The organism is Bacillus sp. FSL M8-0049, assembly GCF_038593355.1.
Classification (GTDB): Bacteria; Bacillota; Bacilli; order Bacillales; family Bacillaceae; genus Bacillus; species Bacillus safensis.
Window position 1 is genome coordinate 2,349,143 of record NZ_CP151986.1, and the last position, 24,638, is coordinate 2,373,780.

The window sequence follows — 24,638 nt, forward strand, 5'->3', positions numbered from 1 at the left end:
TCTTTGTTATCTTACTTATTCAGCACTGACTAAAATTTTCACTTGATCTTTTTCATTGATTAATGCATGGAAGCCATCCTCGATCACATCGTCCAGCTTGATTTTTTTCGTGACGAGTGTGTCTGCAGAGAAATAGCCTTTTCTCATTAAGTTTAATACAGATGGGAATACGTCTCTGTAGCCGATAATTCCTTTTACTGTACGTTCTTTAATGACAATGTCATTCGGCATAATTTCAGCGCCTTTTTCCCAAATGCTTACAATGACTGTTTCGCCTGAAATTCTAGTTGATTGGATTGCTTGCTTCAATACAACAGGTACACCTGTCACTTCAAAAGAAACATCGACGCCACCGTTTGTACGGCGAGCGATTTCTTGAACAACATCTTCATACTGAGATGGATCTACAATGATCGCTCCAAGCTCTTTTGCTTTCACTTGGCGCTCTTTTGATAATTCAACTGCATAAATATCAGTAGCACCAGCTGCTTTTAATGCTTCAATGACAAGTAAACCAATTGGTCCGCAGCCAAACACAGCCGCTGTATCCCCAGCTTGTACTTTACTAGAGCGAACCGCATATAAAGCAACTGCAGAAGGCTCGACAAGCGCGCCTTGCTCATATGAGATTTCGTCTGGTAATAAATGAAGTAATTCTTCATCGACTGATACATATTCAGAGAATCCACCGCCGCCTCCGGCAAGTCCTAAAAAGCCCATGTTTTCATCTAAGTTATAAGCACCTTGATGCCCGTGAGTTGCAAAAATAGGTTCAACCACCACTCGGTCGCCTACTTTGTAATTGCTCACGCCTTCTCCTACTTCAACAACTTCACCAGAGAACTCGTGTCCCAGTGTAACGGGTGCTTTTTCTTTTGTAAGTGGATGAGGTTCATTCACAGGAATGAAGATCGGTCCGCCTAAATATTCATGTAAATCACTACCGCAAATGCCGCACCATTTTACTTTAAGTTTCACTTTTCCTGGAGCAACTGTTGGTTCATCAATTTCCTCTAGTCGAATGTCCTTTTGATCGTGCCAGCGTAGTGCTTTCATTTGTAAGACTCCTTTTCTTATCAATTTAATTAACTTACTTAAATAATGATAACATAATTTTTTTAATTTTCTAAGTAGGATGCACTATTTTTTTGGCAGTCAATGGACGAAAGATGACAAAACATAGCAATAGACAGATAAGAAGCATACATAGACACCCGATGATGACGGAAATTCTGATCGATAGAATATGAGCGAGTCCGCCGAATATTCCTGTCATGGTCATCGTCAGAATGGCTTCAACCAAAGCATAAAAGCTGGCTACCCTCCCCATCACCTCTACGGGGATATTTGTTTGATAGAACGTCATAAAACCTGTATTCGCAAATGCTAAAAAGAAGGCTAATATAAAAAATCCACCGGCGGCTGCAACTAGACTGCTGGAAAATGCATAAATAAGATAGCCAAACGCCACAAACAAACTGCCGATTCCAAGCATCAGCGAAACTGACAGCCTTTCGACAATGACCGAATTAAGACTTGCCCCTGCGATAATACCCGCTCCAGCTATACTGACAAGAAGGCCATATTGTGTATCAGTCAGCATCAATACTTCTTTTGCAAAGGCTGTTTCAAGTGAGTCTATGGCCGTAGGAAGGACCGATATTGCGGCACTAAATAATAAATATACCGTCATGATCTGGCGTGACGTCAGACTAAAACGCAGAACAAGCTTTGCATCCTCTTTTAACATTGAAAGGGAAAACCGCTTTTGGGCAGCATCTGTTTTGACCAAATTCGGTAAACACATCGTTAACAAAGCAGATATCAAGAGGCAGATCGCATTTACATAAATTGAAAGCACAGGAGTCCCGATGAGAAAGAGCAGACCTGCTGCCGCGGGCCCAAGTAAAAATCCCCCGGATTGTAATAAAGAGCGAATGGCATTAAACCGTTTTCGGTTATCCGCCGGGATTAGTCCTGTCATATACACCATCGACGCTAGATGAAACATCGCTTGTGCCATCTGTATGAAAAACACCATGACATATAGGATGATCAGATGTCCTGAGAATAAGGCAAAAGGGATGCATGCAATGAGCAGAGCACGGGTAATATCTAAACTGATCATCACATTCCGCTGATTCAGCCTGTCAATCAAACTGCCGGACCAGCTATTGGTCAAAAGAGCAGCAGCCGGTCTTAGTAAATAAACTGCTGTTACAGCAAGTACAGAGCCCGTTTCTTGAAAAATAAGCAGATGGAGGGCAATCATATAAATCCATTCTCCTATGTTCGCAATCCCGATGGCTCCAAGTAAAATACTCATATCCCGCCAATGTTTTTTCATCATGGTCCCCCCCTATTTGTCATAAAAAAATCCCGCCCCCAAGACATGTCTGTCTTGAGGACGGGATTTACTCCGCGTTGCCACCTCAGTTCATTCATCTGTTGCCAGATGAACCTTAGCGGGTGATCATTCACCCTTCTCTGTAACGGGAGAAGTTCGCTGCACCACCATCCGAGGGAATCCGGTGCAGAGCTAAGAGGCTTGGTTCCATCATGCTTCCCAGCTCCTTCTCAGCTTCACGGAGTTCTCTGTGTGGGGCAGCTATGATGTACTCTTCTCTATTTGCGCTGTGTCTTTTTTTCATCACGATCTTCAGCTGAATTGTTACATATTGTACTGCGCCTCGATCAAAGCGTCAATGTTTTTTTCATGTTAATCCGCATAAATCATTTTTCTAGTCATGCCGCCATCAACAACCAAATCTGTGCCGGTCACAAATTGATTGTCTTCATCTGTTAAATAAAAACAGGCTTTCACAATATCCTTTGGCGTACCCACTCGATTGGAAAGATGCTGCTGATGGTCAATTTCTCGAAGACTTTTCTCATCCTTCGTTTCAATCCATCCAGGGGAAATGCTATTCACCGTAATGTGATCCTGACTAAAAGAAACCGCCAAGGCATGAGTAAGCGCGGAAATCCCGCCTTTTGATGCAGCATATGCTTCCGTATGAGGCTCTGACATGGCCGCACGGGTAGAGGAAATGTTCACAATGGAACCACCGTTTGGATTCTCTTTGATATAACGTGCTGCTTCTCTAGCACATAAAAAAGTTCCTCTTACATTTGTATGCAGCACATGATCCCATTCATCAACCGTTAATTCATAAGGCGATGCTGTGCACATCACGCCGGCATTGTTGATGAGAATATCAATCGTTTTGCAGTGCTCGGCCGCAAACGACATTAAGCGCTGAATATCCTTCTCCCGTTTCACATCTGTTTTAATGAAATAAACTTCACAGGACTCTTTTCTCAGCTGCTCCTCCAAACGCTTCCCCTTCTCTTCATCTATATCCGCAAGCACCACACGCGCCCCTTCTTTTGCATAACCGCAGGCGATCGCTTCACCAATACCATTGGCTGCGCCTGTGATGATGACGGTTTTATGTTGAAAATTCATCATTCATCCAATCCTTTCTCCATGAGATGTTGTCGTCTATCATATCATTTTGAGGAGTACGCATGAATAAAAAACCCTCTATCGCAATTGAGAGCCATAGAGGGTTTTTAAAAACTAAAATGAAACGAAGAAAAGTGATTAATAGGATCTGATATTTTTCAAACCAATCACCATAAAAACAATCGTAAAAGCAGCTAAAACTGTTATGTCTAATAATAAGATTGATTGATTGACAGTACCGCTCATGATCTCACCAAAACCAGACATCATCCACGTTTGCGGTATAGCCAAAGAGACCTTCTTCATAATGTCTGGAACGATATCTAAAGGCCAATAAATACCACCCAGCATGCACGATCCTACAATGACAATTGCACTAAATACTTCAGCCTGCTTTTTTGTATGAGATAAGGCGGCAATCATAAAACCTAAACTCACGACTAGCCCTATAACAAATGATCCGAACACTAAAATAAGAAACAGATTGCCTAAATACACATGAAAGAACACAGATAAGACGGTCAAAAGAACACCCAGTTGTATCCATCCAAGAAGGAAATAAGCCATTAAATAGCCCAGCAGCACATATATTTTATGAATTGGGCTCGAAAGCAATCTTTGCCATGTATAATCTTTATACTCCAAATGAATAGATGACACAGAGCTTGAAATCGCAAACATCATAAACATAATGGTAAAGCCAAGCGGTATTAAATTTGGTTGCTGGCTTGCTTGATCATCTTGATTTTTTTCAATCAATGAAATGGTGCCAGATTCATTTAACTTGTTCAATGCATTAGTGAGAGAAACACTTTTCTGCTTTTTCACACCCTGATTGATTTGATAAATGATGGTAGCTGTCTCTTTTAAATAAGGAGATAAGACTGCATATTCTTCAGTTTTCTTATAAACTGTCACATCAAAAATTTCTTTATTTTCTTTTAGATGGGACTTTAATTGGTTTGCGACTTTCACAGACGCCACTACCTTTTCTTCAGATACTAAATCTTTTGCGTCCCTTTCAGTCGCCTTTACCCAGAGAAATTTGGTGTTTTTTTCGAGAATTTGAAAAATTTCTTGATCCAGTTTCCCTTGACTAGGCTCTAGAATAAAAGCAACTGTAGGTTTCTTTGAATCAGATGCGGTACTTCCAAAGATAAAACTAAATACAATTGGCATTACAAATAAAAAAATGAGGGTCAATGGGGACTTTAATGTTTCTTTTAACTTTAACGTTAAAATGGCTAATATTTTATGCATAACGATGCTTCCTTTCAAAAGACATTCTTAATAAAGCAATGATGAAGAAAGCTAGTCCCATCCCACAGCTAAGTAATAATCCGCTTTGAATTTCACTAAAATCAGCACCTGCCATACTTTTCAAAAACATTTGAAGTGCAAGAGAATTAGGTAAAAAATAGCTGATATCAATCACCCATTGTGGGAATAAGTATAAGGGCACCATACTCCCACCTAAAGCAGCTAACACTTGAGTTCCTAAAATCCCTACACTGTTAAACGTTTTTTCTCTATTGATAAAAGAACCAATCAGCACCCCGAAACCCGCAGCATTTAATATAAAACTACATCCGATCATAACAACAGTAAAAGGCTCTCCCCAGTTCACCTTAAAGACAAAACTAGTAAATAAAATAATGACCGCAAGTTGAATCATACTCATCAAAACAATACCCAATAACTTCCCAACGATGTAACTAGTATTGCTTAATTTTGATACAATCAGCCTTTTATAAACATCTTCTTCTTTTTCCTCTATCATACTTCCAACTAGAAAAACAACAGTCATTAATAAAAAAAGCACACCCATCCCGCCTGCGTAGTATTGGAAGGATGTAATCGGCTGGCTGTTGATATGAATATTCCTCTCGTTCACCAGTTCTTTTTTCAGTTGATCAGACGCGATTTCCACTTCTTTACCTTGATTCAACGGCACCAGAATACGATTCATATGATAATTTTGAAAGAATTGCAAAACCACATTTTCCAGAACCATTTCCTGTAAGTTTGAATTAGGCCCTTTCAGAATATTCAATTGCACATGATCATAATTCAATAGGCTTTTTTCAAAATTCGGCTTGATGATTATACCCATTGTAATGTCTCTACTATTTAAATCTTTCTCTAGCTGATTTTTCGAGGTGACCTTCACATCAAATATGTCACTTAGTTCACTCTTAGACACTGTTGAAAGAAACATTCTACTTGTAGCGGACTTATCTTGATCTGTTATTCCTACTCGAAATGAATTGATCCTGATTTCACTATTTTTCTTCATGTTATCTCCAAATGCTGCACCTAAAATAGCAATTAATATGATAGGCATAAAAAAAAATGTAAAAAAGCTTTTCTTATCCCTAAAAAACAATAATAGATCTTTCAGTACAACCCAAATGCTCATATGCTCACCTCCAAACAGCCTAATCTCTCAATTTTTTACTAGTTAAATATAAAAAAACATTTTCTAAGTTTGGTTCTACGATTTCTGCTGAAATAATTTGAACATTTAATGCAGTCACACCTTGGATGAGACGACTTAATAGCTGTTGAGGATGTTGATCAAATATTTTAATTTGATTTCCATGAATCACGATTTCCTTTAACGGATCTTCATCATTTATGTATTGGCACACACGATCTATTTCGCTCTGTCCATGTTCACGTTTAATAGTAAAAATAATTTCCCTTTGATTGCCGACAAGCTCACTTAATTCATGTTGATCCCCCATTGCAATGATCGATCCGTGGTCCAAAATAGCCATTCTTTCACATAAATATTCGACTTCTTCCATGTAATGACTAGTATATATAATTGTCATCCCTTCACTATTTAACATTTTTACTGTTTCTAGTATGTGATTTCTTGATTGTGGATCTATACCTACAGTCGGTTCATCCATGATTAATAGTTTCGGCTGATGCAAAATCGAGCATCCGATATTCACTCTTCTTTTCATTCCTCCAGAGAATACTTTCACTTTGTCATTTGCTCTATCTTCAAGACCAATTAACTGAAGTGTTTCTTGTACTCTGCTTTTTAACTCCTTTCCTTTGAGTCCGTACATTCTCCCCCAAAATATTAAATTTTCTTTTGCTGTCAAATGTAAATATAACGCGATCTCTTGCGGGACAATACCAATCATTTGCTGTGCTCTATTTGTTTCTTTGTTTAAATCTAAACCTTCAATCGTTACAGAGCCGCTAGTTGCTCGGATAAGCCCTGTCAAGATACCAATTAATGTGGATTTCCCAGCACCATTCGGTCCCAATAGACCAAATGATTCTCCTTTTTTTAAGTGAAAGGTTACCCCTTTTAATACCTGTTGATCCTCATAATTTTTTTTAATGTCATGTACTTTTAGCAACCTATCTCTCTCCTCTATTCTGTCTATCGTTCTCTCACATAAAATCCCTTTATAAATACCATCCAATCAAATCATAATATATAGTAAAAAATTCTACTAAAGATGAATATTTCCAATCTGTTCATTTTAACATGTTACGGAATTCAGGAGAATAGTACAGTCTTTTTTTAATTTTGAAAATACAAAAAACTTACAAGGGGTTCTTGTAAGTTTTTTAATCAATTTATGCGGATCAAATACAAATTTCAGTCATATTACAGCACAGGGGGTTGTCACCCTTCACAAATGTTTGAGTCTGTTTTGTCCAGCAATGTTTAATCAACATTTTTATTCTTTCCTGAAAAGAGCAATCCAGTCATCCACCTCTATTGATTCTATCTGATCCTCTGTCATGTTCAATCTATAATATTGCTTTATTTTCTCGTTAGCATCTAACATGTATTTTGTAACGATCTCTTCTTCCTTTAAAGTTTTCGTTGTTCGCTTGACCCATTCTTGAAAAGGGTAACGTTTTTTTCGTTCCATTGATCTTACTTCTTTTATTCCCTCTTTATAAAACAATTCCCGCCATTGTTCTGTAGATAGACAGGACACATGACTTGGGTCTCTCAATCTTTCCAGCTCATTGATAAATAGTGCAAGCTCTTCATCATTTGGCGAAACATTATCAATAAAGAAAAACAGACCATTAGACTTTAATACACGAGATGCCTCTTTGGCAAACTGTTCAGGGTGCGGGAAATGGTGTGCTGCAATTCGGCATGTGACCATATCAAATGTGCCTTCTAAAAAAGGAAGGCTTTCTGCATCCGCTACTACATAAAAAATTTGGGGATACGCTTTTAAATGAAGTGATGTATGAGAAAGCATCTCTTTCGTTAAATCCGTCGCAAACACTTGATTCACATATGGAGCCAGTGCTTTTGCGGTATGCCCGCCACCAGTTGCTATATCGAGTACGACCCAGCTCTCTTCTGGGGCTGCCCATTCAACAATTAGATCAAGGTCTGCTCCCTTTGCGTGAGTTTGACTCGTCACATACTTTTCTGCATTTCTTCCAAATTGTTCTACTACTCTTCTTTTGGCCTGATCTGAATTCATCTAATTCCTCCCCTTTGAAATGGATTTGTATAGTCTATGTGATTTTCCACAATAAAGAGCCGTCCCATTTTATTGAGCGGCTCCTTTCATGTTAAAAATTATCGAGAAAGCATCCCGTGCGGGTCAATGACAAATTTCTTCGCCACACCCGAATCAAAGTCACTATATCCTTTAGGGGCTTGATCAAGGTCAATGACGGTCGCATTGACGGCTTTGGCGATCTGTGCTCTGCCGCTTAAAATGGATTTCATTAGACTGCGATGATATTGCATAACAGGGGTTTGACCTGTCACAAAGGTATGAGCTTTCGCCCAGCCAAGTCCAATTCGCACTTTCAGAGAACCGACTTTTGCATCGGCATCCACTGCTCCTGGATCTTCTGTGACATAAAGCCCTGGAATTCCAAGCTTGCCGCCAACTTTAGTAATATCCATAATCGTATTTAAAACAGTTGCTGGTGCTTCTCCCTGGTCTCCATGACCCGAAGCTTCAAAGCCGACACAATCGACGGCACAATCAACTTCTGGCTCCCCTAAAATATTCGTAATTTGTTCGCCGATTCGATCATGTTTTCGTAGATTGATCGTCTCACAGCCGAAGCTTCTTGCCTGTTCCAGTCTTTGCTCATTCAGATCTCCAACAATCACAGCAGATGCGCCAAGAAGCTGAGCCGAATGTGCTGCTGCAAGACCTACCGGCCCAGCACCTGCAATATATACGGTCGAACCAGGCTTTACTCCAGCCGTATAAGCACCATGAAAACCTGTCGGGAAAATATCGGAAAGCATCGTGAGATCAAGTATTTTTTCCATCGCTTGATCTTTGTCTGGAAATTTGAGCAGCTGAAAATCTGCATATGGAACCATGACATACTCGGATTGGCCGCCAACCCATCCGCCCATATCTACATATCCATAGGCAGAGCCTGGGCGGTCCGGGTTTACATTTAAGCACACATGGGTTTTTTGTTCCTTACACATGACGCAGCGTCCGCAGGCAATATTAAACGGAACGGACACGAGGTCCCCTTTTTGAATAAACTCCACATCTCGCCCAACTTCCACGACTTCACCCGTAATTTCATGACCAAGGACAAGCCCTTCAGGTGCAGTCGTACGCCCTCTCACCATGTGCTGATCACTTCCGCAAATATTCGTCGTCACTACTTTTAAAATGACGCCATGCTCACATTTGCGCCCCACATTGGCTTTAGGTACACCCGGGCCGTCTTTTAAGACCAAATCAGGGTATCCAATATCCTCAACTGCTACTTTTCCTGCTCCTTTATAAACGACACCTTTGTTTCCCGACATGATTTCATTCCTCCCTTTTGTTTAAAAATGAAGTCTCTACAATTTTCTCTATTTCTTAAGCAATTTCCTTCTTCAAACAGCACATTATGTGAAAAAGAGGGAGACACATGTCTATGTGAGAAAGAAAAATGTGTCTTTCAGCGAAATAAAAAAGAAAATATTGAAAAAAAAGCTAAACTTTTGCAGAACGGTGTCGATATAAGAAATAAGCCAGACAGGTATCCTTAATCGACAAACAAATTCCTTATATATACTATCATTCCTTACACACCTGGCTGGCGCCTATATCACATACAAAAGGCTCTTCTGATGAAGAGCCTTTTTTTTGAGTGCTTGTTCATTACCTGGGAAATATTTTCATCATTTTAAGGCTTTGATACAGATGTATGTATCATAGTGATAAACCGAGACTTCTCTAAAGTGATATGCTGAAAACAGACGGCTGATCTCTTCTTCACTGTACGATGAAAAAGATGTTGACCGTTTTTGTTCGTTGATCAGCTCCTGCTTTTGGAAGGATAAAAATACTTCTCCATCCACTTGAAGGACGCGGTACACTTCCTTCATGACTTGCTCAATATCCTTCAAGTAATAGATCGTCTGCACCGTAAATAATTTATTGAATGATCTGTCTTCAAAAGGTAATTGCTCAGCCTTACCAAGCGTAATAACGGCTTTGTCCTGTTCCGCAAGCTTCTTATGTTTTCTTTTTGCATATTTAATCATATGACGAGAGGCATCCACTCCATATACTTTTCCGCGGTCAAGTTTTTCAGCTACCTTTGATAAGGTGATGCCTCTTCCAGTCCCAATTTCTAAAATTCGGTCATTTTCTTGTATATTTAAGAGTTGAAGCGTCCATTCATTGATATTATGATGATTTTTTTCCATATAGCGGGCAACCCATTTTGAGAACAAGCCTTTTGGTTCCCTCATTTGTTTTCCAATCCAGCTTTGAATCAATGTTAACACCTGCTTTTCACCAGTAAATAAACTATTTACAAATTTTCTTACTTTTCATATCGGCTCTCACCTAACAAAAATTAAGACCTAGTCCTAATTTATTTGTCTTTTATAAGACGCTCCTTTTCAGAAAATGTTTCGCAGAAAGTGAAAATTATTTTTTAACTTGAATAGGCGTTTTCATTATTTGTGCTCAGATTGATTTCGTTTTCTGCATGAGCTGCATAATTTATAAATGTATCTTGATTAGATAAAGGTGGTGCTAGATTATGGGCTTTGGCGGTTATTCTGGAGGCTACTGCGGTGGCTACGGTGGCGGTTTTGCAGGCGGATTCGCATTGCTTGTTGTACTGTTCATTTTGTTGATCATCATTGGTGCAAGCTGGATTTGCTAACGTAAAAGGAGCAGGAAACGTCATGGTTTCCTGCTCCTTTTCTTTAATACCAATAAGTCCGGTACTGATACATATAACGTCTGAGCATTTCCTCTTGCTCTCTTTGCATGCGGTATGGATTGCCGTATCCGTGCTTTAAGGAATGCGGAATAGATGCATACCCGTGCCCCACAGACGGAAATCTCATATATGGTGACATCGACATTCATTGATCACCTCACAATCACCTTTTACGGTATCATATGTGCAGGTGATCAATGTGGAGCGTGTCTAAACCTGGTCCTTCTCCATCGTATAACAATCAAGCATGGCTAGCATCATAAACATGTCAATCTCCTCCTTTTCACATTTTTCATTTCCTGTTTTAGTTCATATACTTTAGTTGTTTCTGTTTCATTTCTTCATAAATTGTTTCGACTTCTTGTTCGTAAAGAACTGTCTCAATGTCCTTGTATTTCCGCTTAATTGTCAAAGTAATAAAAAATAAATGGATTGTCATATACGCTCACCTCCCTTCAGTTCGCAGCACGCGAAATAGCCCGCAGATCTTCTTTATCAGTTGACCTGCGGGCACACAAAAATGCAGATCAAAAGACAGTGTCTTCCAACCTGCAATGGATGATACGTGTGAAATCCTCGTTTACTTAAACAGTTTTGAAGCGTGCACCGTATAAGGCAAAGGAAGGACACGAACTCTTCCACAGGCTGATGACATGATGAAATTGTTGGTTGAATTGATCACAAGTAGATACGAATAACATATTCTTCAGCCTCCTTTACGTTTTTTTTTAATTACTTTGTAAGTATATCCAGCAAGCACCATTTTGTAAACCTGTTTTTAGTCATATAGGTGATTTTTGTGTTTTTGACTAAATTTCTACAGTTATTCTTGTCCGATTATCCAATACAATAAAAAAAGCCTCCTCAGGCAAATGAGGAGGCTTTCGAATTAATCTTCATCTAATTCTTGCAGTTTCTTTTGAAAGAAAATCGCGCGTTTAACACAAACAAAAGCTGCTAATAAGAAAACACAATCTATTCCCATCATCAGCATTTTTGGAGATGCTTCGATGTGCTGGTTCGGTAAGATCGTACCAATATATAAAAAGGTGCTGACAGCAAGCAAAATAAAAGCGTACTGCTTGTAATCTGTCACTAAATCACTCCACTTTTTCTTCACTTGTTTCACCTTCCAGTTATCAATGTCTATTCATAGCTTAACATAGTGAGAGAAAGCGAGGAGCATGTAAATCTATCCATTCGCCAGTGCGCTTAGTCCTTGCTTGATATCATGTAGTAAATCATCCACATCTTCAATTCCGACGGAAATACGAATTAAACCATCTGTGATGCCAAGCTCCTCCCGGCGGTCTTTTGGAATGGACGCATGGGTCATCCGGGCAGGGACAGAAATTAAGCTTTCAACCGCTCCAAGGCTTTCTGCGATTGTAAACAGCTTAAGCTGGCTTAAAAATACATCGACATGTTCTTCTTTTCCAATATCAAAAGAGATCATGCCGCCGAAGCCGGATGCTTGTGTTTTCGCAAGTTCATGTCCAGGGTGAGTATCGAGACCTGGATAATAAACACGTGTGACGGCTGCATGTTGTTCTAAAAACTCAGCGATTTTCTGTGCATTTTGTTGATGTGCTTCCATTCTTAGTCCAAGCGTTTTCATCCCTCTCATGAGAAGCCATGAATCCTGCGGTCCAAGAATTCCGCCTGTCGAGTTTTGAACAAAGTGCAGTTCTTCTCCAAGTTCTTTTGTCGCTGTGACGACAAGCCCGCCTACAACATCACTATGGCCGCCTAAATACTTAGTCGCACTGTGCAAGACAATGTCTGCGCCATATTCAATCGGCTTTTGGAAATACGGTGTGAAAAATGTATTGTCGACAATCATCAAGATGTTGGCTTCTTTTGTCAATTCGCCGATGGCTTTTAGATCCGTCATTTTGAGCAAAGGATTGGTTGGTGATTCAATGTAAACGGCTTTTGTTTCAGGTAAAATGGCTTTTTTCACTGCTTCAGGATCACTTGTGTCAACAAAGGTTGCAGTAATGCCAATGCGGTTTAGCACCTTTGTGATGACGCGGTAGGTTCCGCCGTACACGTCATCTGTCAGGACAATATGATCTCCGCTGTTAAACAGCATCATCACAGCCGTAATGGCTGCCATCCCTGAACCAAATGCGTAGCCGCTTGCTCCTCCTTCAAGATCACGAATGACTGTTTCCAGTGCAGTTCTTGTTGGATTTGCTGTTCTGGAGTATTCATACCCCGTATGTTCGCCTGCTTTCGGCTGCTTATAAGTACTCACTTGATAAATCGGCACAGACACGGCGCCTGTTCTTTCATCACCCGTTGTTCCGCTGTGAATCATCATTGTTTTTGGTTTCATGCTATTTTCCTCCCTCATAAATTCCTTTACTTAAATATCGCTCACTGCTGTCAGGAAAAATGGTGACAATGACTGTCCCAGGTGCTGCTTTCTTTGCTTCCTCTAAAGCGGCAAATAAAGCGGCACCAGAAGAGCTGCCGATGAGAACACCTTCTTTTTCAGCTGCTTCTTTCACCATTCGAAACGCATCATCATCACTGACAGTGTAAATCTCATCGAATAAAGCCTGCTCCATATAATCTGGGATAAATTCAAGGCCAATTCCTTCCGTTCTATGCGGGCCCGGGTCCCCTCCATTTAAAATTGATCCTTCAGGCTCCACAACCACTGTTTTTAACGCCTGATGCTGCTCTTTTAAATAGGCGGCACACCCTTGAAAAGTCCCGCCAGATCCTGCTCCCGCCACGAATACATCGATATTCCCTTTTAAGTCGGACCACAATTCGGGACCGAGTGTTCTGTAGTAAGTCAATGGATTTACTTGGTTTTTAAATTGTAAAACACAATAGGCATTGTCAAGGCTTGCCTCTAGTTCAAGGGCTCGATCAATCGCACCCTTCATGCCTTCTTTTCTCGGCGTATGAATAATTTCTGCACCGAGCGCCTTCATCAGCTGTTGTTTTTCTTGACTAAAATGTTCTGGTACACAAAAAATGGTCTGCAATTGCTGCTTTCTTGCACTTAGGGCAAGCCCAATTCCTGTGTTTCCAGCAGTCGCTTCAATAATAGTTCCGCCTGGACGCAGTTTGCCAGATGCCAATGCTTCTCTGATGAGCATATCACCTAATCGATCCTTAATACTTCCACCTGGATTCATCATCTCAAGCTTTGCATACACCTCAACGCCTTCTGGGACGCCAATCCCTGACAGCTTTAAAAGCGGTGTGCGGCCAATTAATTCAGTAATATCCTTTATGACAGCCATATGATTCCCTTCCTTTGCATGGAAAAGAAGGGGGAAACCCCTTCTTTTATTGTGTTTGCTTTATCATACGCAAGACAAGGTCGGTTGAGTGAATCGCTGCTTGCTCAAGGAATTGATCAAAGGAGATATTGGATTCTTTCCCTGCAATATCCGATAGCGCACGAACGACAACAAATGGCGTACCAAAGAGCTGGCAGACCTGTGCAACGGCTGCGGCTTCCATTTCCACCGCATATAGCTCTGGAAACTTCTCTCTCACAAACGCTACACGATCCGAATCATTCATAAACGAATCTCCTGTTGCAATCGTTCCTTTTGCCACTTGAATATGATCAATTTCTAAAGCAGATTCTTCTGCCAGCTTCACAAGCTTTTCATCTGCAATGAAAGCAGCTGGAAGTCCCGGCACTTGTCCATATTCGTAATCAAAGATGGTCACATCTACATCATGATGTCTCACATCAGTAGAGATGACAATATCACCTACATTTAATGAGTGGTGGAAACCGCCAGCAGACCCTGTATTGATCACATAATCTGGCTGAAAGCGGTCAAGCAGTAATGTTGTGCTGACCGCTGCATTTACTTTTCCAATCCCTGATTTTAATAAAATCACTTCTTTATCTTCATAAACACCTGTTGTAAATTCACACCCAGCGATGTTTTCTTGTGTAGCATCTTTTAGTTGATCTCTTAAAATCGTCACTTCTTCTTCCATTGCACCTATAACTGCGATTTTCAAATCAAAAACATCCTTTCATTCCCTTTTCTTCGCTTCTACGATCCAAACAAAATCATTCATTTGATGAAAGGACGTGCTAAAACCTTCTTCTTCAAAGATTTGCTTTAGCACATCAATGGATGGATAATATTCCGTTTCTAAATCCTCTGCAAGCTGATCGAACCCTGCGGCTCTCGCTTTGTCGATCTGAGCTTGATGTGCTGCTTGATTTTGAAACATTGTATCAGCAAAAACTATTTTACCATCTGAGTGAAGGATGTTGCTATAGGTGTGAATGGCTTGTTTTTTTTCTTCATCCGTTAAATGGTGGAATGCATATGAGCTGACGATCGTATCTGGCTCAAAAGGCGGCGCTGGAAATGATAAAAAATCCCCATCATGAAATAGATCTGGCAGTCCTTTTTGAAGAGCCGCTTTCTTCATGGCATCTGATGGTTCAACACCAAACACGTTTTTATCAGCTGCAAGGAGCAGCGCTGTTAGATTCCCCGTACCGCTTCCAAACTCAAGAACATCTTGGCCTGAACGGCGGGCAATTTCTTTTAAAATAGCCGGATACCGGCGAAACACTTCTCTATACTGCTCGTCATGACCACTTACCGTGTCGTCATAAGAGTCGGCCCAATGATCAAATAAAGAAAGAAATTCGCGTCCCATTTTCTTTCCCTCCACTTTATCTATTTATTCCTATGCGTATAGTATGTTTTATTCCATCGAACAGTTCCTATCCTACCACAACTTCTGTTTCTTTCCTACTAAAAAATACTGGGAGAGACAGAAAAACATTTGCCCTTCTGAGGGAGAGAGATTAAGATGAATGAAGAGTATAGAGAGGTGAATCAAATGGATTTTCAGCTGGATTTTTTAAAGGATAAAATAGAATTTTTTGAAGCTACATCTTTAAAAGAACTTGAACAAAAGATCCAAAAACAAATTGAACATAATCAGGCGATTCTGCTGACCGTTCATTCTGTCAGTCATCAAACGACTGTGATCGATGAGCGGATTTTGTATACAGCAGTTGTTCATTTTAAAGCAAATGTTTAAACAAAAAAGATAGCATATCTGCTATCTTTTTTTCATGTTCATCTTAATTTTTCAACCTTCACAGGTTTCCAGCCTTTTTCATCTACCCACGTAATTTCCACGCGGTAGCGTTCACCTGTTGATTTATCACGGATGGTTCCTTTTGCATCTTGAGGACCTCCGTTATTTCCTAACCAAAGAACGGTCATTTGATCTTCTGAAATTCCTGTCGCATAGGACATGGCTTTGATCATTTCTTTCCAGTCTTTTGAGCTGGAATCATAGGTTGCTGTATGTGAACCGGATTGCTCTGTTCCTACAGGCTCCCAGTCATCATTTTCGTATGTTTTGTCTACATCACTTGTTTTGCCGCCATCTGTTTCTTTGGCGTCTTTTAACGCATCTTTATTAGGCTTTTCTTCATCATCTGTCTTCTTCGTTTCGTCGTCTTGATCAGATGAATCATCTTTTTTTGCATCTGAATCATTGGATGTGTCTTTCTTTGGATCTTTCACATCTTCTTGTGAGTTTTGTTTATTTTCACTTGTTGCAGGTGCCGTTTTTGATGGCTCTTTCGCTACATCTGAATCTTTCGGCTTATTAAAAATTAACAAACTCGATGCGACAACCAAAATAAGCACCACAACGATACCAATTAATATGTTAAGCACCATATTCGCCTTTCTGCGCTTATCACGATGTTCAAATCGAGAATTTCTACTCAAAATCTCTGCACTCCTTTGCCTCTGTTCCCTAAGTCGTTACTATTCTAACATGTCATGAAGGGATGTTCTATGTCTGTTTCTTTTCAATTTCATTGACCTTTTTTACAATATCATAAAACGCATCATTTGTCTTAGCCCGGCCACTTGTCTCATCAAGGTGAACAACGACAAGGGCGTATTTTGGTTTTTCTACCGGAAAGTATCCAGCAAACCACTTATGATAAAGCGGATTCCCCTTTTTGTCTTGACTGCCGGTTTGGGCAGTACCTGATTTTCCCGCTACATCGTATGGCAAATCTTGAAACCTTCTTCCGGTTCCCTTGTCAGAGGTCACCACCTGCCTTAAGAATTTTTGCAGCTTTTGAGCTGTATAGCGGTCGATGCTGCCCGCTTCAGGCCGTTTGTTTTGAAAGGACAGCATGGTTGTTCCGTTTTGATACAGCACTTTTTCTGCGATTTTCACTTCTTTTCGTTCTCCTCCTCTTGCGATCGTAGCCATCATATTCGCGATTTGCAGAGGAGTTGTTTTGACATTTTTTTGTCCTATTGCGGTTTGTGCAATGGCTTTTTTGACATGCTTGTCTCTTTTATCTCCCCACACACTGCCTGTTTCTTCACGATCAAACTGTTTGAAGTGCTGCTTATGATAGACATCCCCTTCCCAGCCAGCTCGATCTATTAGTCCAAGCTTTGCAGCCGTCTTTTCAATGATTTGATCATCTGTTTGAATGAGCTTTTCAGCAAGTGCCGCAAAGGTATAATTGCAGCTCTGCGAGAAACTGTCCGTCAGATTCAGCACTTCCTGTTTTCCTTCAGGCTCTCCATATAAATTCTTTCGACAGTCATACATGGTTTGTGGCTGGTCAAGGTTTTTTTCGATTGCTGCGGCAAGTACAGCTGTTTTAAAGACAGAGCCTGGAGCAATCGCTGTCAGCATGTAATTTCTTGCCTCATGCCGGTTTTTGCTTGTGACATTTGGGGTACTTGCCATTGCCAGTACACTGCTGCTTTCAATGTCGAGCAGAACGGCACCGCCTTTTTCAACGCCTTGGTCTTTGAGCACCTTCTCCATTTCAGCCTGCATGTCTTCATCTATCGTTGTCTGTACCTGAAGTGGATAAAAGGAATGAGCTTCTGCTGTATATTTGACGTCCATACCGAACAAAGGGTTTCCCCTTCCGTCCACATGATATAACAATTTTGTGTCTTGTTCGGGTAATAGAAATTCGTCAAAGGTGCTTTCCAGCCCAAATGTGCCGATTTCAGTACGTATGGAAAGCTCTTTTTTGTCAGGATAACGCTTTCTGAGTAGTTCTGGATTTTCGCTTGTGAAACCTAATGTGTGGAGGGCAAGTCTTTTTTTGTCCTTCTCTTTCATATATACGCCGTACACACCTGAATATTTCATATCATTGATGTCTTTCAGTTTTTTTTTCGTGATGTCATCTTTTAAAATGAGAGGTTTTTTCGTTTCTGTTAACTGTTTTTTGAGTTCATCCTCTTCCATCTCAAGAATAGAGGCGGTTTGCTGTAAGCGTGGAAGATCATATTGCAGGAAAGGAAATAAGATAACCGCAGGCTGTTCTTTTGTAAGAAGTGCTTGGCCGTTTCGATCTAAAAACTCACCGCGACCGTCTGAAATAACGACTTCTTCTGTTCGCTGTTTAACACTTTCTTGTATTAAATTGATATCAAGCTTTGAAAACGATTCTGTGAAGAACAGCTGAATTTCTGCCAGTCTCATCAGAAGACCGAGCAATAGTATAAAAATAATCGCACCTGTCCATTGAATTCTTCTTTTTTTGCGCATAAAAACACCTCGTCCCTATTGTGGACGAGGTGTTTACCTGATAAACGTGATTATGAAATTTTTACAATTTGGACGAACATTTCTCCGCCAGGTGTTTGAACGGTTACTTTGTCATCTACTTGTTTACCTAAAAGGCTTTTTGCAATAGGTGAATCGTTTGAAATCTTGCCTTCGAACGGATCAGCTTCTGCACTTCCAACAATTGTGTAAGACTCTTCTTCCCCGTCTGGTAATTCAACGAATGTCACCGTTTTACCAAGTGAAACCACATTTGAGTTTCCTTCATCTTCGATAATTTTAGCATTACGAATCATATTATCAAGCGTTGTAATACGGCCTTCTACAAACGCCTGCTCTTCTTTAGCAGAATCATATTCCGAGTTTTCAGAGAGGTCTCCAAAACTTCTAGCGATTTTAATACGCTCTACAACCTCTTTACGTTTAACCGTTTTCAAATATTCAAGCTCTTCTTCTAATTTACGTTTTCCTTCTTCTGTCATTGGAAATACTTTCTCTTGTGCCATGAATCATTCACTCCTTCTATTAATCCTCATCATACAAACTTTCTGCACGTGAGTGACGACTGAAATATACAAGAATGAGGACATGTTCAGGCCCTCATTCCTTCTGTACCATATTCGTAAAAGTCCATCTTACATGGCGTCCCTTTTAGATGCAACTATTATGCCTTTTATTAGACAGGACCACTCGCAGCGGTCTAAAATCGCACAAACTGTGGAAAGGCACAGGAAGCTCCTGTACCTCGTTCGGCCATTTCGATCATATGTAGAAGAATAGCTTATCCATTCTCCATCTTCCAATACATAATATGGTCAGTGTACGATATGTCTATGCTATATTATTACAAAATTGCATTTTGATCAAGAATTGTTTGAAAATTTGTGATGATTTGTTTGTCGTTTTTTTAATATACTTTTTCAACTTCATTCTTTCGCTATGTGGTAGTGATTTCTCCATCTCTTCTTTTCTTCATTGTTTTCTTATCATATCAAACCCTTAAGATTTTTTCCGAGAATGCTGCTTTAATAAATGTTCACACACAATTAACAAATATTAACAAGGAAATATTTGGTTTTTGTTGAATTTTATCAATGCAAGACCAAATACATGCTAGGGAGTGTTTTAAATGAACATGAAGAAAACAATTGTTTCAGTTCTATCCATCTCTACCTTATCTTTTTCACTAATGGGCATGGCTTCCGCCAAAGAAACAGCGGATTTCACAGTCAATTATAGTTCTTCTGGATTTCAAACTTTAGATGTGATTTCGATTCAAGATTACAGTGTATCTTTAAGAGTTGGTGAGCAATACTCGGTCTATAATTCTGCAGCTACACGTTATTGGACAGATAAACAGAGTGTAGCTTCTGTTAGCTCTAATGGAATAGTGACCGCTCATTCACCTGGCAAAGCCACTATCACTCTTTATAAAGGGACGTCTGTCTTAGGACAAGTTTTCGTGACTGTTTATTAATATGATGCTGAAAAGACCTTTACAATGTAAAGGTCTTTTTCTTCTCCACCATTTACTCTGCTCGGTTTTGAAGAATCGTTTGAATTTTTGTCACCATTAAGTCGATCGCCACATGGTTTTGGCCGCCTTCTGGGATGATGATATCGGCGTATCGTTTCGTTGGTTCAATGAATTGATTATGCATCGGTCTGACAACAGATACATATTGTTCAATCACAGAATCGATCGACCGGCCTCTTTCCTTCGTATCGCGTAAAATACGGCGGATGATGCGAAGGTCTGCATCTGTATCAACATACAGTTTAATATCCATTAAATCTCTCAAACGTTCGTCTTCGAGCGCAAAGATACCTTCAACGATAATGACATCCTTCGGCTCAACATGAACCGTCTCTTCTGAACGTGTGTTTAGTTTAAAATCATATATTGGTTTTTCAATGGATTCATACCTTAAGAGCTGTTCCAAATGCTCAAACATCAGGTCATTGTCGAATGCAAGCGGATGATCATAGTTCGTGAGCAGGCGCTCTTCAAATGGCATATGACTTTGATTTTTGTAATATAAATCTTGCTGAAGCATGAGGATGGAATGTCCTTTAAATTTTTCATAGATCGAATTGGTGACGCTCGTTTTACCTGAACCCGAGCCGCCAGCAATACCAATGACAACTGGTTTACTCCTCATGTGGCTGTTATTTCCCCTTTCTCATCATGTTGCTAGGGTATACTTTTTGATCAAGCTTGAATTTGACGATTTGCAGCGGATGACGAGCAGCATCTAGTTCATTTCCTTTTTCATCCCAAATCGTTTCAATTTTGCATGTGAAATTCTCAATTTCTGGTCCGAAGAATTCGACTTCGTCGCCTTGCTTAAAGAAGTTACGCTGCTGCAATGTCACGATTTGTTCTTTTTCATCATAATGAAGAACAAGACCTGCGAAATCAAATGTCGTTTTCTTTCCATGAATGCCAAACATTTGTTCATCTGTTCCTGGTACGCCTTCGAAAAAGGCTGGTGCTGTGTCACGGTTTGCGCATTTATCTAATTCATCTAACCATTCCTGCTGAATGACAAAATTGTCTGGATCAGCACAATACGCATCAATGACTTTGCGATATACACTTACAACAGTGGCAACATAATGAATGGATTTCATCCGTCCTTCGATTTTTAAGCTGTCAATCCCCATTTCGATCATTTGAGGAATGGATTCAACAAGCTTCAAATCTTTTGGACTCATTGCAAATGGCGCATCTTCCTCACCAAATAAAGGCGCTTCCTCAGAACCTTCTAGTTTATAAAGATCATAATCCCAGCGGCAGGACTGGCAGCAGCCTCCGCGGTTAGAATCTCTTGCCGTCATATGGTTACTGAGCACGCAGCGGCCAGAGTATGCGATACACATCGCACCGTGAATGAATGTTTCGATTTCAATATCGACCTTTTCTTTCATTTCTCTAATTTCTAGCGCACTAGTTTCACGTGCGAGCACCACACGCTCAAGCCCTTCTTCCTTCCAAAACTGAACAGCTTTCCAATTTGAAAGAGATTGCTGTGTGCTTAAATGGACTTCAAGCTTCGGTGCAACACGTTTACATGTTTCAATGATCAGTGGATCAGCTACAATAATGCCTGCTACTCCAGCGCCTTCGATCCCTTGAAGGTATTCCTCCAGCCCGTCCATATTTTCATTGTGAGCGAAGATATTTGTTGTCACATAAATGCGTGCACCATATTTGTTTGCAAATGCGACACCTTCTGCCATTTCTTCAATTGAAAAGTTATCTGCATTTGAGCGAAGTCCAAATTCTTTCCCGCCAATAAAAACAGCGTCAGCTCCGTAATGTACAGCAATTTTCAGCTTTTCCAAGTTTCCTGCGGGTGCAAGCAGTTCTGGTTTTTTTGTAATGACACGTTTCCCATCAATCATTTCAGAAATACCATCTTTCAATAATGCCATTTCCTCTGCCTCCTCTTATCTTAATAAACCGTTTCTTTAAAGAAGAACCCTGTATCAATCGAACGATTCACTGGCTGAATCTCTTCAATCCGCTTCACCCAGTCTTCTTTCTGATCTTCATACGCGTCTTTGTCAGTCGTTAGTAAATCAATTGCTTTTCTATAAAGTGATGTCACCTCTGTCATATAAGAAAGTGACTTTAAAATTCCGTCAATTTTAAATGAGTCAATGCCTGCGTCAACAAACTCTTCTAATTCGTCAATCATACACACATCATTTGGACTCATAATATGTGTCCCGTTTGCATCCTCGAAAATAGGGTATTTGTTTTGACGCTCTTGGTCATGCAGGAATAGCCCTTCCTCCATATTTCTGCCTACGACGTCCATTTGTTTGCCCTGGTATTCAAAGTAGTTGCCGATGAGCGTACGTTTTGATTGAAACATACATGTCATGCCATGAACTTGAATTTCAATCTCCACCTCAGCATTTTCTTTGATGTCGATCACACTGTCCATGTTCAGCTCTTTAGCAAGAACAGCACGCGATGCGCCTTTTCTGCCCCAATAGTTACAAGTGTAATAGTTGGTTCCAGTCGTTTCTGTACTCCAGTGAAGATTCAGGTTCACTCCTGTTTCCTTTGCGGCCATGATCACGGCTGGGTCTCCAAAAACGACGCCGTCCACGCTTAATGAATCGAGAAAGGTTAAATAATCTCCAAGCAGCTGCACGCGGTCATTATGAAAAATCGCATTCATCGCCACATACACTTTTTTGTGATGGGCATGTGCAAGCTCTACCGTTTGTTTCACATCTTCTCTTGAAAACTCACCTGCAAGACGAATACCGTATGTTTGTTCGCCTATTAAGAATGCATCAGCTCCTGCCTCAATTAATGGCAGTACGTCTGACACGCTGCTTGGCGTCACAAGCAATTCTGGTTTCTTCATGATTGGTCACCTCTTTTTGTACTAATGGCGATCCCGTCTCCAACTGGAATAATGCACGTTTGGAAATCAGGGTTTGACATGAGCCATTGATTGTATCGATCAATTTTTCCAATTAATTGTTTTTTTCGTTTATCTTCAATTTCTTCTTCATAATTCGTTGCCACTAAGCCTTTAAATAAGACATTGTCTGTAATAATCATTCCGTCATGAGCGAGCATCGGTTCAAACAATTCAAAAAAACGCTTGTACTGCCCTTTTGCGGCATCAATAAAGATCACATCATAGGGCGCCATCGTTTGAACCGTTTTAGCCGATTCCATCGCATCACCAAAAAACACGTGTATTCTTTCTTTTAACTTTAATTCCTCAATATTCCGTGTTGCTTCTTCATAGCGCTTTGCATTGCGCTCAATCGTATAAATCTCAGCATCTGGCAGAGCTGTTGCCATTCGAATGGCGGAATAGCCAATCGCTGTCCCAACCTCAAGAATTTTTTTCGGCTTTTTCATCGAAAGCAGCTGCAGTAAAAGCTCAATGCTCACCTTTTCCATAATTGGCACATGATGCTCTTTGGCATAGATCTCTAATTGAGCGATTGCATCAGGACTTGGGTGAATTAAATGTTCAATATAATCATTTATTCGATCATCTTCGATAGTCATTATCTGTCTAGCTCCTTCATGACCTGAAAAAGAAGAGTCCTGCCTATTGCAGCTCTCTTTCTCGTCAATCTTTCGTTCATCTAAGTAAAAACAACCCGATATATTTTACCACAAAGAAGTGGCAATTGCGAACCTATAAAATGGAGATTCCAACGAAAAAAACTGCAGGCAATCTCGTATTGTCTACAGTCTTTTTCGATTCACTTGTACATTAATTGCTGCCTGTGATGTATTTCGCTTTTGCTTTATTATGCTCATTTAACGTTTTCGTAAATACGACCTCTCCATTTTTCTTCGCAAGGAAGTAAACGTAATCCGTTTTCTCTGGATGCAAAGCGGCTTTCCAAGAGGATTCACCAGCATTTGCAATAGGTCCAGGCGGCAGCCCTTTGTTGTTATACGTGTTATAAGGAGATTTCACTTTTAGGTCTTTGTAATACACGCGGGATTTATGCTCACCAAGTGCATAAAGAACGGTTGGATCAGTTTGAAGCGGCATGTCCTTTTTTAACCGGTTATAGAATACACTTGAGATTTTTGCCCGATCTGTCTTTTCTGTTGCTTCCATTTCAATCAGTGATGCCATCGTTAACACATCATGTATGGACATGTTTCTCTTTTTCATGTCTTTTTCATACGTTTTCACGTATTGATCTGTTTGTTTAATCATCGTTTCAATGATCGTTTCGAGCGATTCATCCTCACGATAAAATGGATACGTAGCAGGGAATAAATAACCCTCCAACGGATGTTTCACCTGTTTTCCATTCACCTGTGATGTCACGGTTTTCGGATATTTTTTCATTAGTGTTTGAATAAAATCAGGATCATCCAGCTTCGCTTCAACTTCCTTCGCTGAAAAATTCGTCTGATTTGCAATAATGGCTGCAATATCAGACAGCTGTCTTCCCTCTGGAATCACAAGCTGAAAGGCGTAATCTGTCCCGCCAGATGTCAGCTTTTTGATCAGCGTGTCTGCGTCCATTGTTTGTTTTAAATGAAAATATCCCGCTTTAAAGCCGGACGCCTTTTTGTATTTTGCATAATAAGTAAAAATCGCGTCATTCGAAATGAGCCCATTATCTTTTAAAATGCCTGCAATTTCGCGGACAGATGTCCCATTTGGAATATGAATATTAATGGTTTGTTTACTTTTTTGATCGACCGGTCCGAGTGCTGATTTAACATATAAAAAGCCTGATAATGCTGCAATGATGATGACAGCAAGGACAGATAACAGGACGATCCCCATTTTTCTTTTGAAGAATGGTCGTTTCTTTTGTTCTGAAAACATGCATGGCCCTCCTCACATCTAGC

At 40.2% G+C, this 24,638-nt stretch carries 26 protein-coding genes and 1 pseudogene; 3 read left to right on the forward strand and 24 right to left on the reverse strand.

Annotated elements, in window-relative coordinates; translation table 11 throughout:
- Positions 1-15 precede the first annotated feature (15 nt).
- The 9 genes from NSU13_RS12130 to NSU13_RS12170 all read right to left on the reverse strand — a co-directional run bounded on the left by NSU13_RS12130 (position 16) and on the right by NSU13_RS12170 (position 10,229).
- Positions 16-1,056, reverse strand: a complete 1,041-nt coding sequence (locus NSU13_RS12130) for a 2,3-butanediol dehydrogenase (RefSeq protein ID WP_024427903.1) — start codon at positions 1,054-1,056, stop codon at positions 16-18.
- A gap of 70 nt (positions 1,057-1,126) precedes the next feature.
- A complete protein-coding gene (locus NSU13_RS12135) occupies positions 1,127-2,347 on the reverse strand; it encodes an MFS transporter (RefSeq protein ID WP_342489534.1) in 1,221 nt (406 codons plus the stop codon).
- Positions 2,348-2,719: 372 nt separating this feature from the next.
- Positions 2,720-3,469, reverse strand: a complete 750-nt coding sequence (locus NSU13_RS12140; RefSeq protein WP_342489535.1) for an SDR family oxidoreductase — start codon at positions 3,467-3,469, stop codon at positions 2,720-2,722.
- Between the two features lie 138 nt (positions 3,470-3,607).
- Positions 3,608-4,729 carry an ABC transporter permease gene (locus NSU13_RS12145; protein ID WP_101676844.1) on the reverse strand — a complete coding sequence of 374 codons (1,122 nt, stop codon included), beginning with the start codon at positions 4,727-4,729 and terminating at the stop codon, positions 3,608-3,610.
- Positions 4,722-5,888: an ABC transporter permease gene (locus tag NSU13_RS12150; protein ID WP_101676843.1), complete on the reverse strand. Its 1,167-nt coding sequence runs from the start codon at positions 5,886-5,888 to the stop codon at positions 4,722-4,724. Before NSU13_RS12150 ends, NSU13_RS12145 begins: the two co-directional genes overlap by 8 nt.
- 19 nt (positions 5,889-5,907) lie before the next feature.
- Positions 5,908-6,852 (reverse strand): ABC transporter ATP-binding protein, encoded by a 945-nt coding sequence (locus tag NSU13_RS12155; protein ID WP_101676842.1) that lies wholly within the window; start codon positions 6,850-6,852, stop codon positions 5,908-5,910.
- 327 nt (positions 6,853-7,179) lie between these two features.
- A complete protein-coding gene (locus NSU13_RS12160) occupies positions 7,180-7,953 on the reverse strand; it encodes a methyltransferase domain-containing protein (RefSeq protein WP_342489536.1) in 774 nt (257 codons plus the stop codon).
- A 98-nt stretch (positions 7,954-8,051) separates the two neighbouring features.
- The gene (gene fdhA / locus NSU13_RS12165) at positions 8,052-9,266 is read right to left on the reverse strand and encodes a formaldehyde dehydrogenase, glutathione-independent (RefSeq protein WP_024423097.1); all 1,215 of its coding nucleotides are present in this window, start codon (positions 9,264-9,266) and stop codon (positions 8,052-8,054) included.
- 360 nt (positions 9,267-9,626) lie between these two features.
- Complete coding sequence (locus tag NSU13_RS12170; protein ID WP_034279979.1) at positions 9,627-10,229, reverse strand: class I SAM-dependent methyltransferase; 603 nt, start codon at positions 10,227-10,229, stop codon at positions 9,627-9,629.
- A gap of 320 nt (positions 10,230-10,549) precedes the next feature.
- Between NSU13_RS12170 and NSU13_RS12175 the strand changes: the two are divergent.
- A pseudogene (locus NSU13_RS12175) lies at positions 10,550-10,624 on the forward strand (YjcZ family sporulation protein); the annotation flags it as partial.
- A gap of 43 nt (positions 10,625-10,667) precedes the next feature.
- Here NSU13_RS12175 and NSU13_RS12180 read toward each other — a convergent pair.
- The 7 genes from NSU13_RS12180 to NSU13_RS12210 all read right to left on the reverse strand — a co-directional run bounded on the left by NSU13_RS12180 (position 10,668) and on the right by NSU13_RS12210 (position 15,349).
- Positions 10,668-10,823, reverse strand: a complete 156-nt coding sequence (locus NSU13_RS12180; RefSeq protein ID WP_223251019.1) for a hypothetical protein — start codon at positions 10,821-10,823, stop codon at positions 10,668-10,670.
- A 165-nt stretch (positions 10,824-10,988) separates the two neighbouring features.
- Complete coding sequence (locus tag NSU13_RS12185) at positions 10,989-11,123, reverse strand: YrzI family small protein (protein ID WP_065214597.1); 135 nt, start codon at positions 11,121-11,123, stop codon at positions 10,989-10,991.
- 450 nt (positions 11,124-11,573) lie between these two features.
- Positions 11,574-11,804 carry a YrhC family protein gene (locus NSU13_RS12190; protein ID WP_034279976.1) on the reverse strand — a complete coding sequence of 77 codons (231 nt, stop codon included), beginning with the start codon at positions 11,802-11,804 and terminating at the stop codon, positions 11,574-11,576.
- Positions 11,805-11,876: 72 nt separating this feature from the next.
- A complete protein-coding gene (locus tag NSU13_RS12195; protein WP_081124614.1) occupies positions 11,877-13,025 on the reverse strand; it encodes a bifunctional cystathionine gamma-lyase/homocysteine desulfhydrase in 1,149 nt (382 codons plus the stop codon).
- 1 nt (position 13,026) lies between these two features.
- A complete protein-coding gene (locus NSU13_RS12200) occupies positions 13,027-13,950 on the reverse strand; it encodes a cysteine synthase family protein (RefSeq protein WP_144496243.1) in 924 nt (307 codons plus the stop codon).
- Between the two features lie 46 nt (positions 13,951-13,996).
- Entirely contained in the window at positions 13,997-14,692 is a 696-nt protein-coding gene (gene mtnN, locus NSU13_RS12205) for a 5'-methylthioadenosine/S-adenosylhomocysteine nucleosidase (RefSeq protein ID WP_034279968.1), read from the reverse strand.
- A 15-nt stretch (positions 14,693-14,707) separates the two neighbouring features.
- On the reverse strand, positions 14,708-15,349 hold the full coding sequence (locus NSU13_RS12210) for a class I SAM-dependent methyltransferase (RefSeq protein WP_046311888.1): 642 nt from the start codon (positions 15,347-15,349) through the stop codon (positions 14,708-14,710).
- A 186-nt stretch (positions 15,350-15,535) separates the two neighbouring features.
- On the opposite strand from NSU13_RS12210, the gene NSU13_RS12215 reads away from it, so the two are divergent.
- Positions 15,536-15,739, forward strand: a complete 204-nt coding sequence (locus NSU13_RS12215) for a YrzA family protein (RefSeq protein ID WP_024423103.1) — start codon at positions 15,536-15,538, stop codon at positions 15,737-15,739.
- Between the two features lie 38 nt (positions 15,740-15,777).
- Here NSU13_RS12215 and NSU13_RS12220 read toward each other — a convergent pair whose 3' ends face one another.
- The 3 genes from NSU13_RS12220 to greA all read right to left on the reverse strand — a co-directional run bounded on the left by NSU13_RS12220 (position 15,778) and on the right by greA (position 18,777).
- On the reverse strand, positions 15,778-16,443 hold the full coding sequence (locus tag NSU13_RS12220) for a YrrS family protein (protein WP_061109399.1): 666 nt from the start codon (positions 16,441-16,443) through the stop codon (positions 15,778-15,780).
- 67 nt (positions 16,444-16,510) lie between these two features.
- Entirely contained in the window at positions 16,511-18,253 is a 1,743-nt protein-coding gene (locus tag NSU13_RS12225) for a penicillin-binding protein 2 (RefSeq protein WP_342489537.1), read from the reverse strand.
- A gap of 50 nt (positions 18,254-18,303) precedes the next feature.
- On the reverse strand, positions 18,304-18,777 hold the full coding sequence (gene greA, locus NSU13_RS12230; protein ID WP_008358505.1) for a transcription elongation factor GreA: 474 nt from the start codon (positions 18,775-18,777) through the stop codon (positions 18,304-18,306).
- 623 nt (positions 18,778-19,400) lie between these two features.
- Here greA and NSU13_RS12235 point away from each other — a divergent pair.
- The gene (locus NSU13_RS12235; RefSeq protein ID WP_041118089.1) at positions 19,401-19,748 is read left to right on the forward strand and encodes an Ig-like domain-containing protein; all 348 of its coding nucleotides are present in this window, start codon (positions 19,401-19,403) and stop codon (positions 19,746-19,748) included.
- 52 nt (positions 19,749-19,800) lie between these two features.
- Here the strand turns inward: NSU13_RS12235 and udk are convergent, their stop codons facing one another.
- The 5 genes from udk to mltG form a co-directional block, all read right to left on the reverse strand.
- Positions 19,801-20,433, reverse strand: coding sequence for a uridine kinase (gene udk, locus NSU13_RS12240; protein ID WP_024423106.1), 633 nt, complete (start codon positions 20,431-20,433; stop codon positions 19,801-19,803).
- A gap of 7 nt (positions 20,434-20,440) precedes the next feature.
- The gene (locus tag NSU13_RS12245; protein WP_024423107.1) at positions 20,441-21,709 is read right to left on the reverse strand and encodes a U32 family peptidase; all 1,269 of its coding nucleotides are present in this window, start codon (positions 21,707-21,709) and stop codon (positions 20,441-20,443) included.
- A gap of 20 nt (positions 21,710-21,729) precedes the next feature.
- A complete protein-coding gene (locus tag NSU13_RS12250; RefSeq protein ID WP_041118091.1) occupies positions 21,730-22,659 on the reverse strand; it encodes a peptidase U32 family protein in 930 nt (309 codons plus the stop codon).
- Positions 22,656-23,321, reverse strand: coding sequence for an O-methyltransferase (locus NSU13_RS12255; RefSeq protein WP_039180249.1), 666 nt, complete (start codon positions 23,319-23,321; stop codon positions 22,656-22,658). The genes NSU13_RS12250 and NSU13_RS12255 overlap by 4 nt, the downstream gene beginning before the upstream one ends.
- A 211-nt stretch (positions 23,322-23,532) precedes the next feature.
- A complete protein-coding gene (gene mltG, locus NSU13_RS12260; RefSeq protein WP_041118095.1) occupies positions 23,533-24,615 on the reverse strand; it encodes an endolytic transglycosylase MltG in 1,083 nt (360 codons plus the stop codon).
- Between the last annotated feature and the right edge of the window lie 23 nt (positions 24,616-24,638).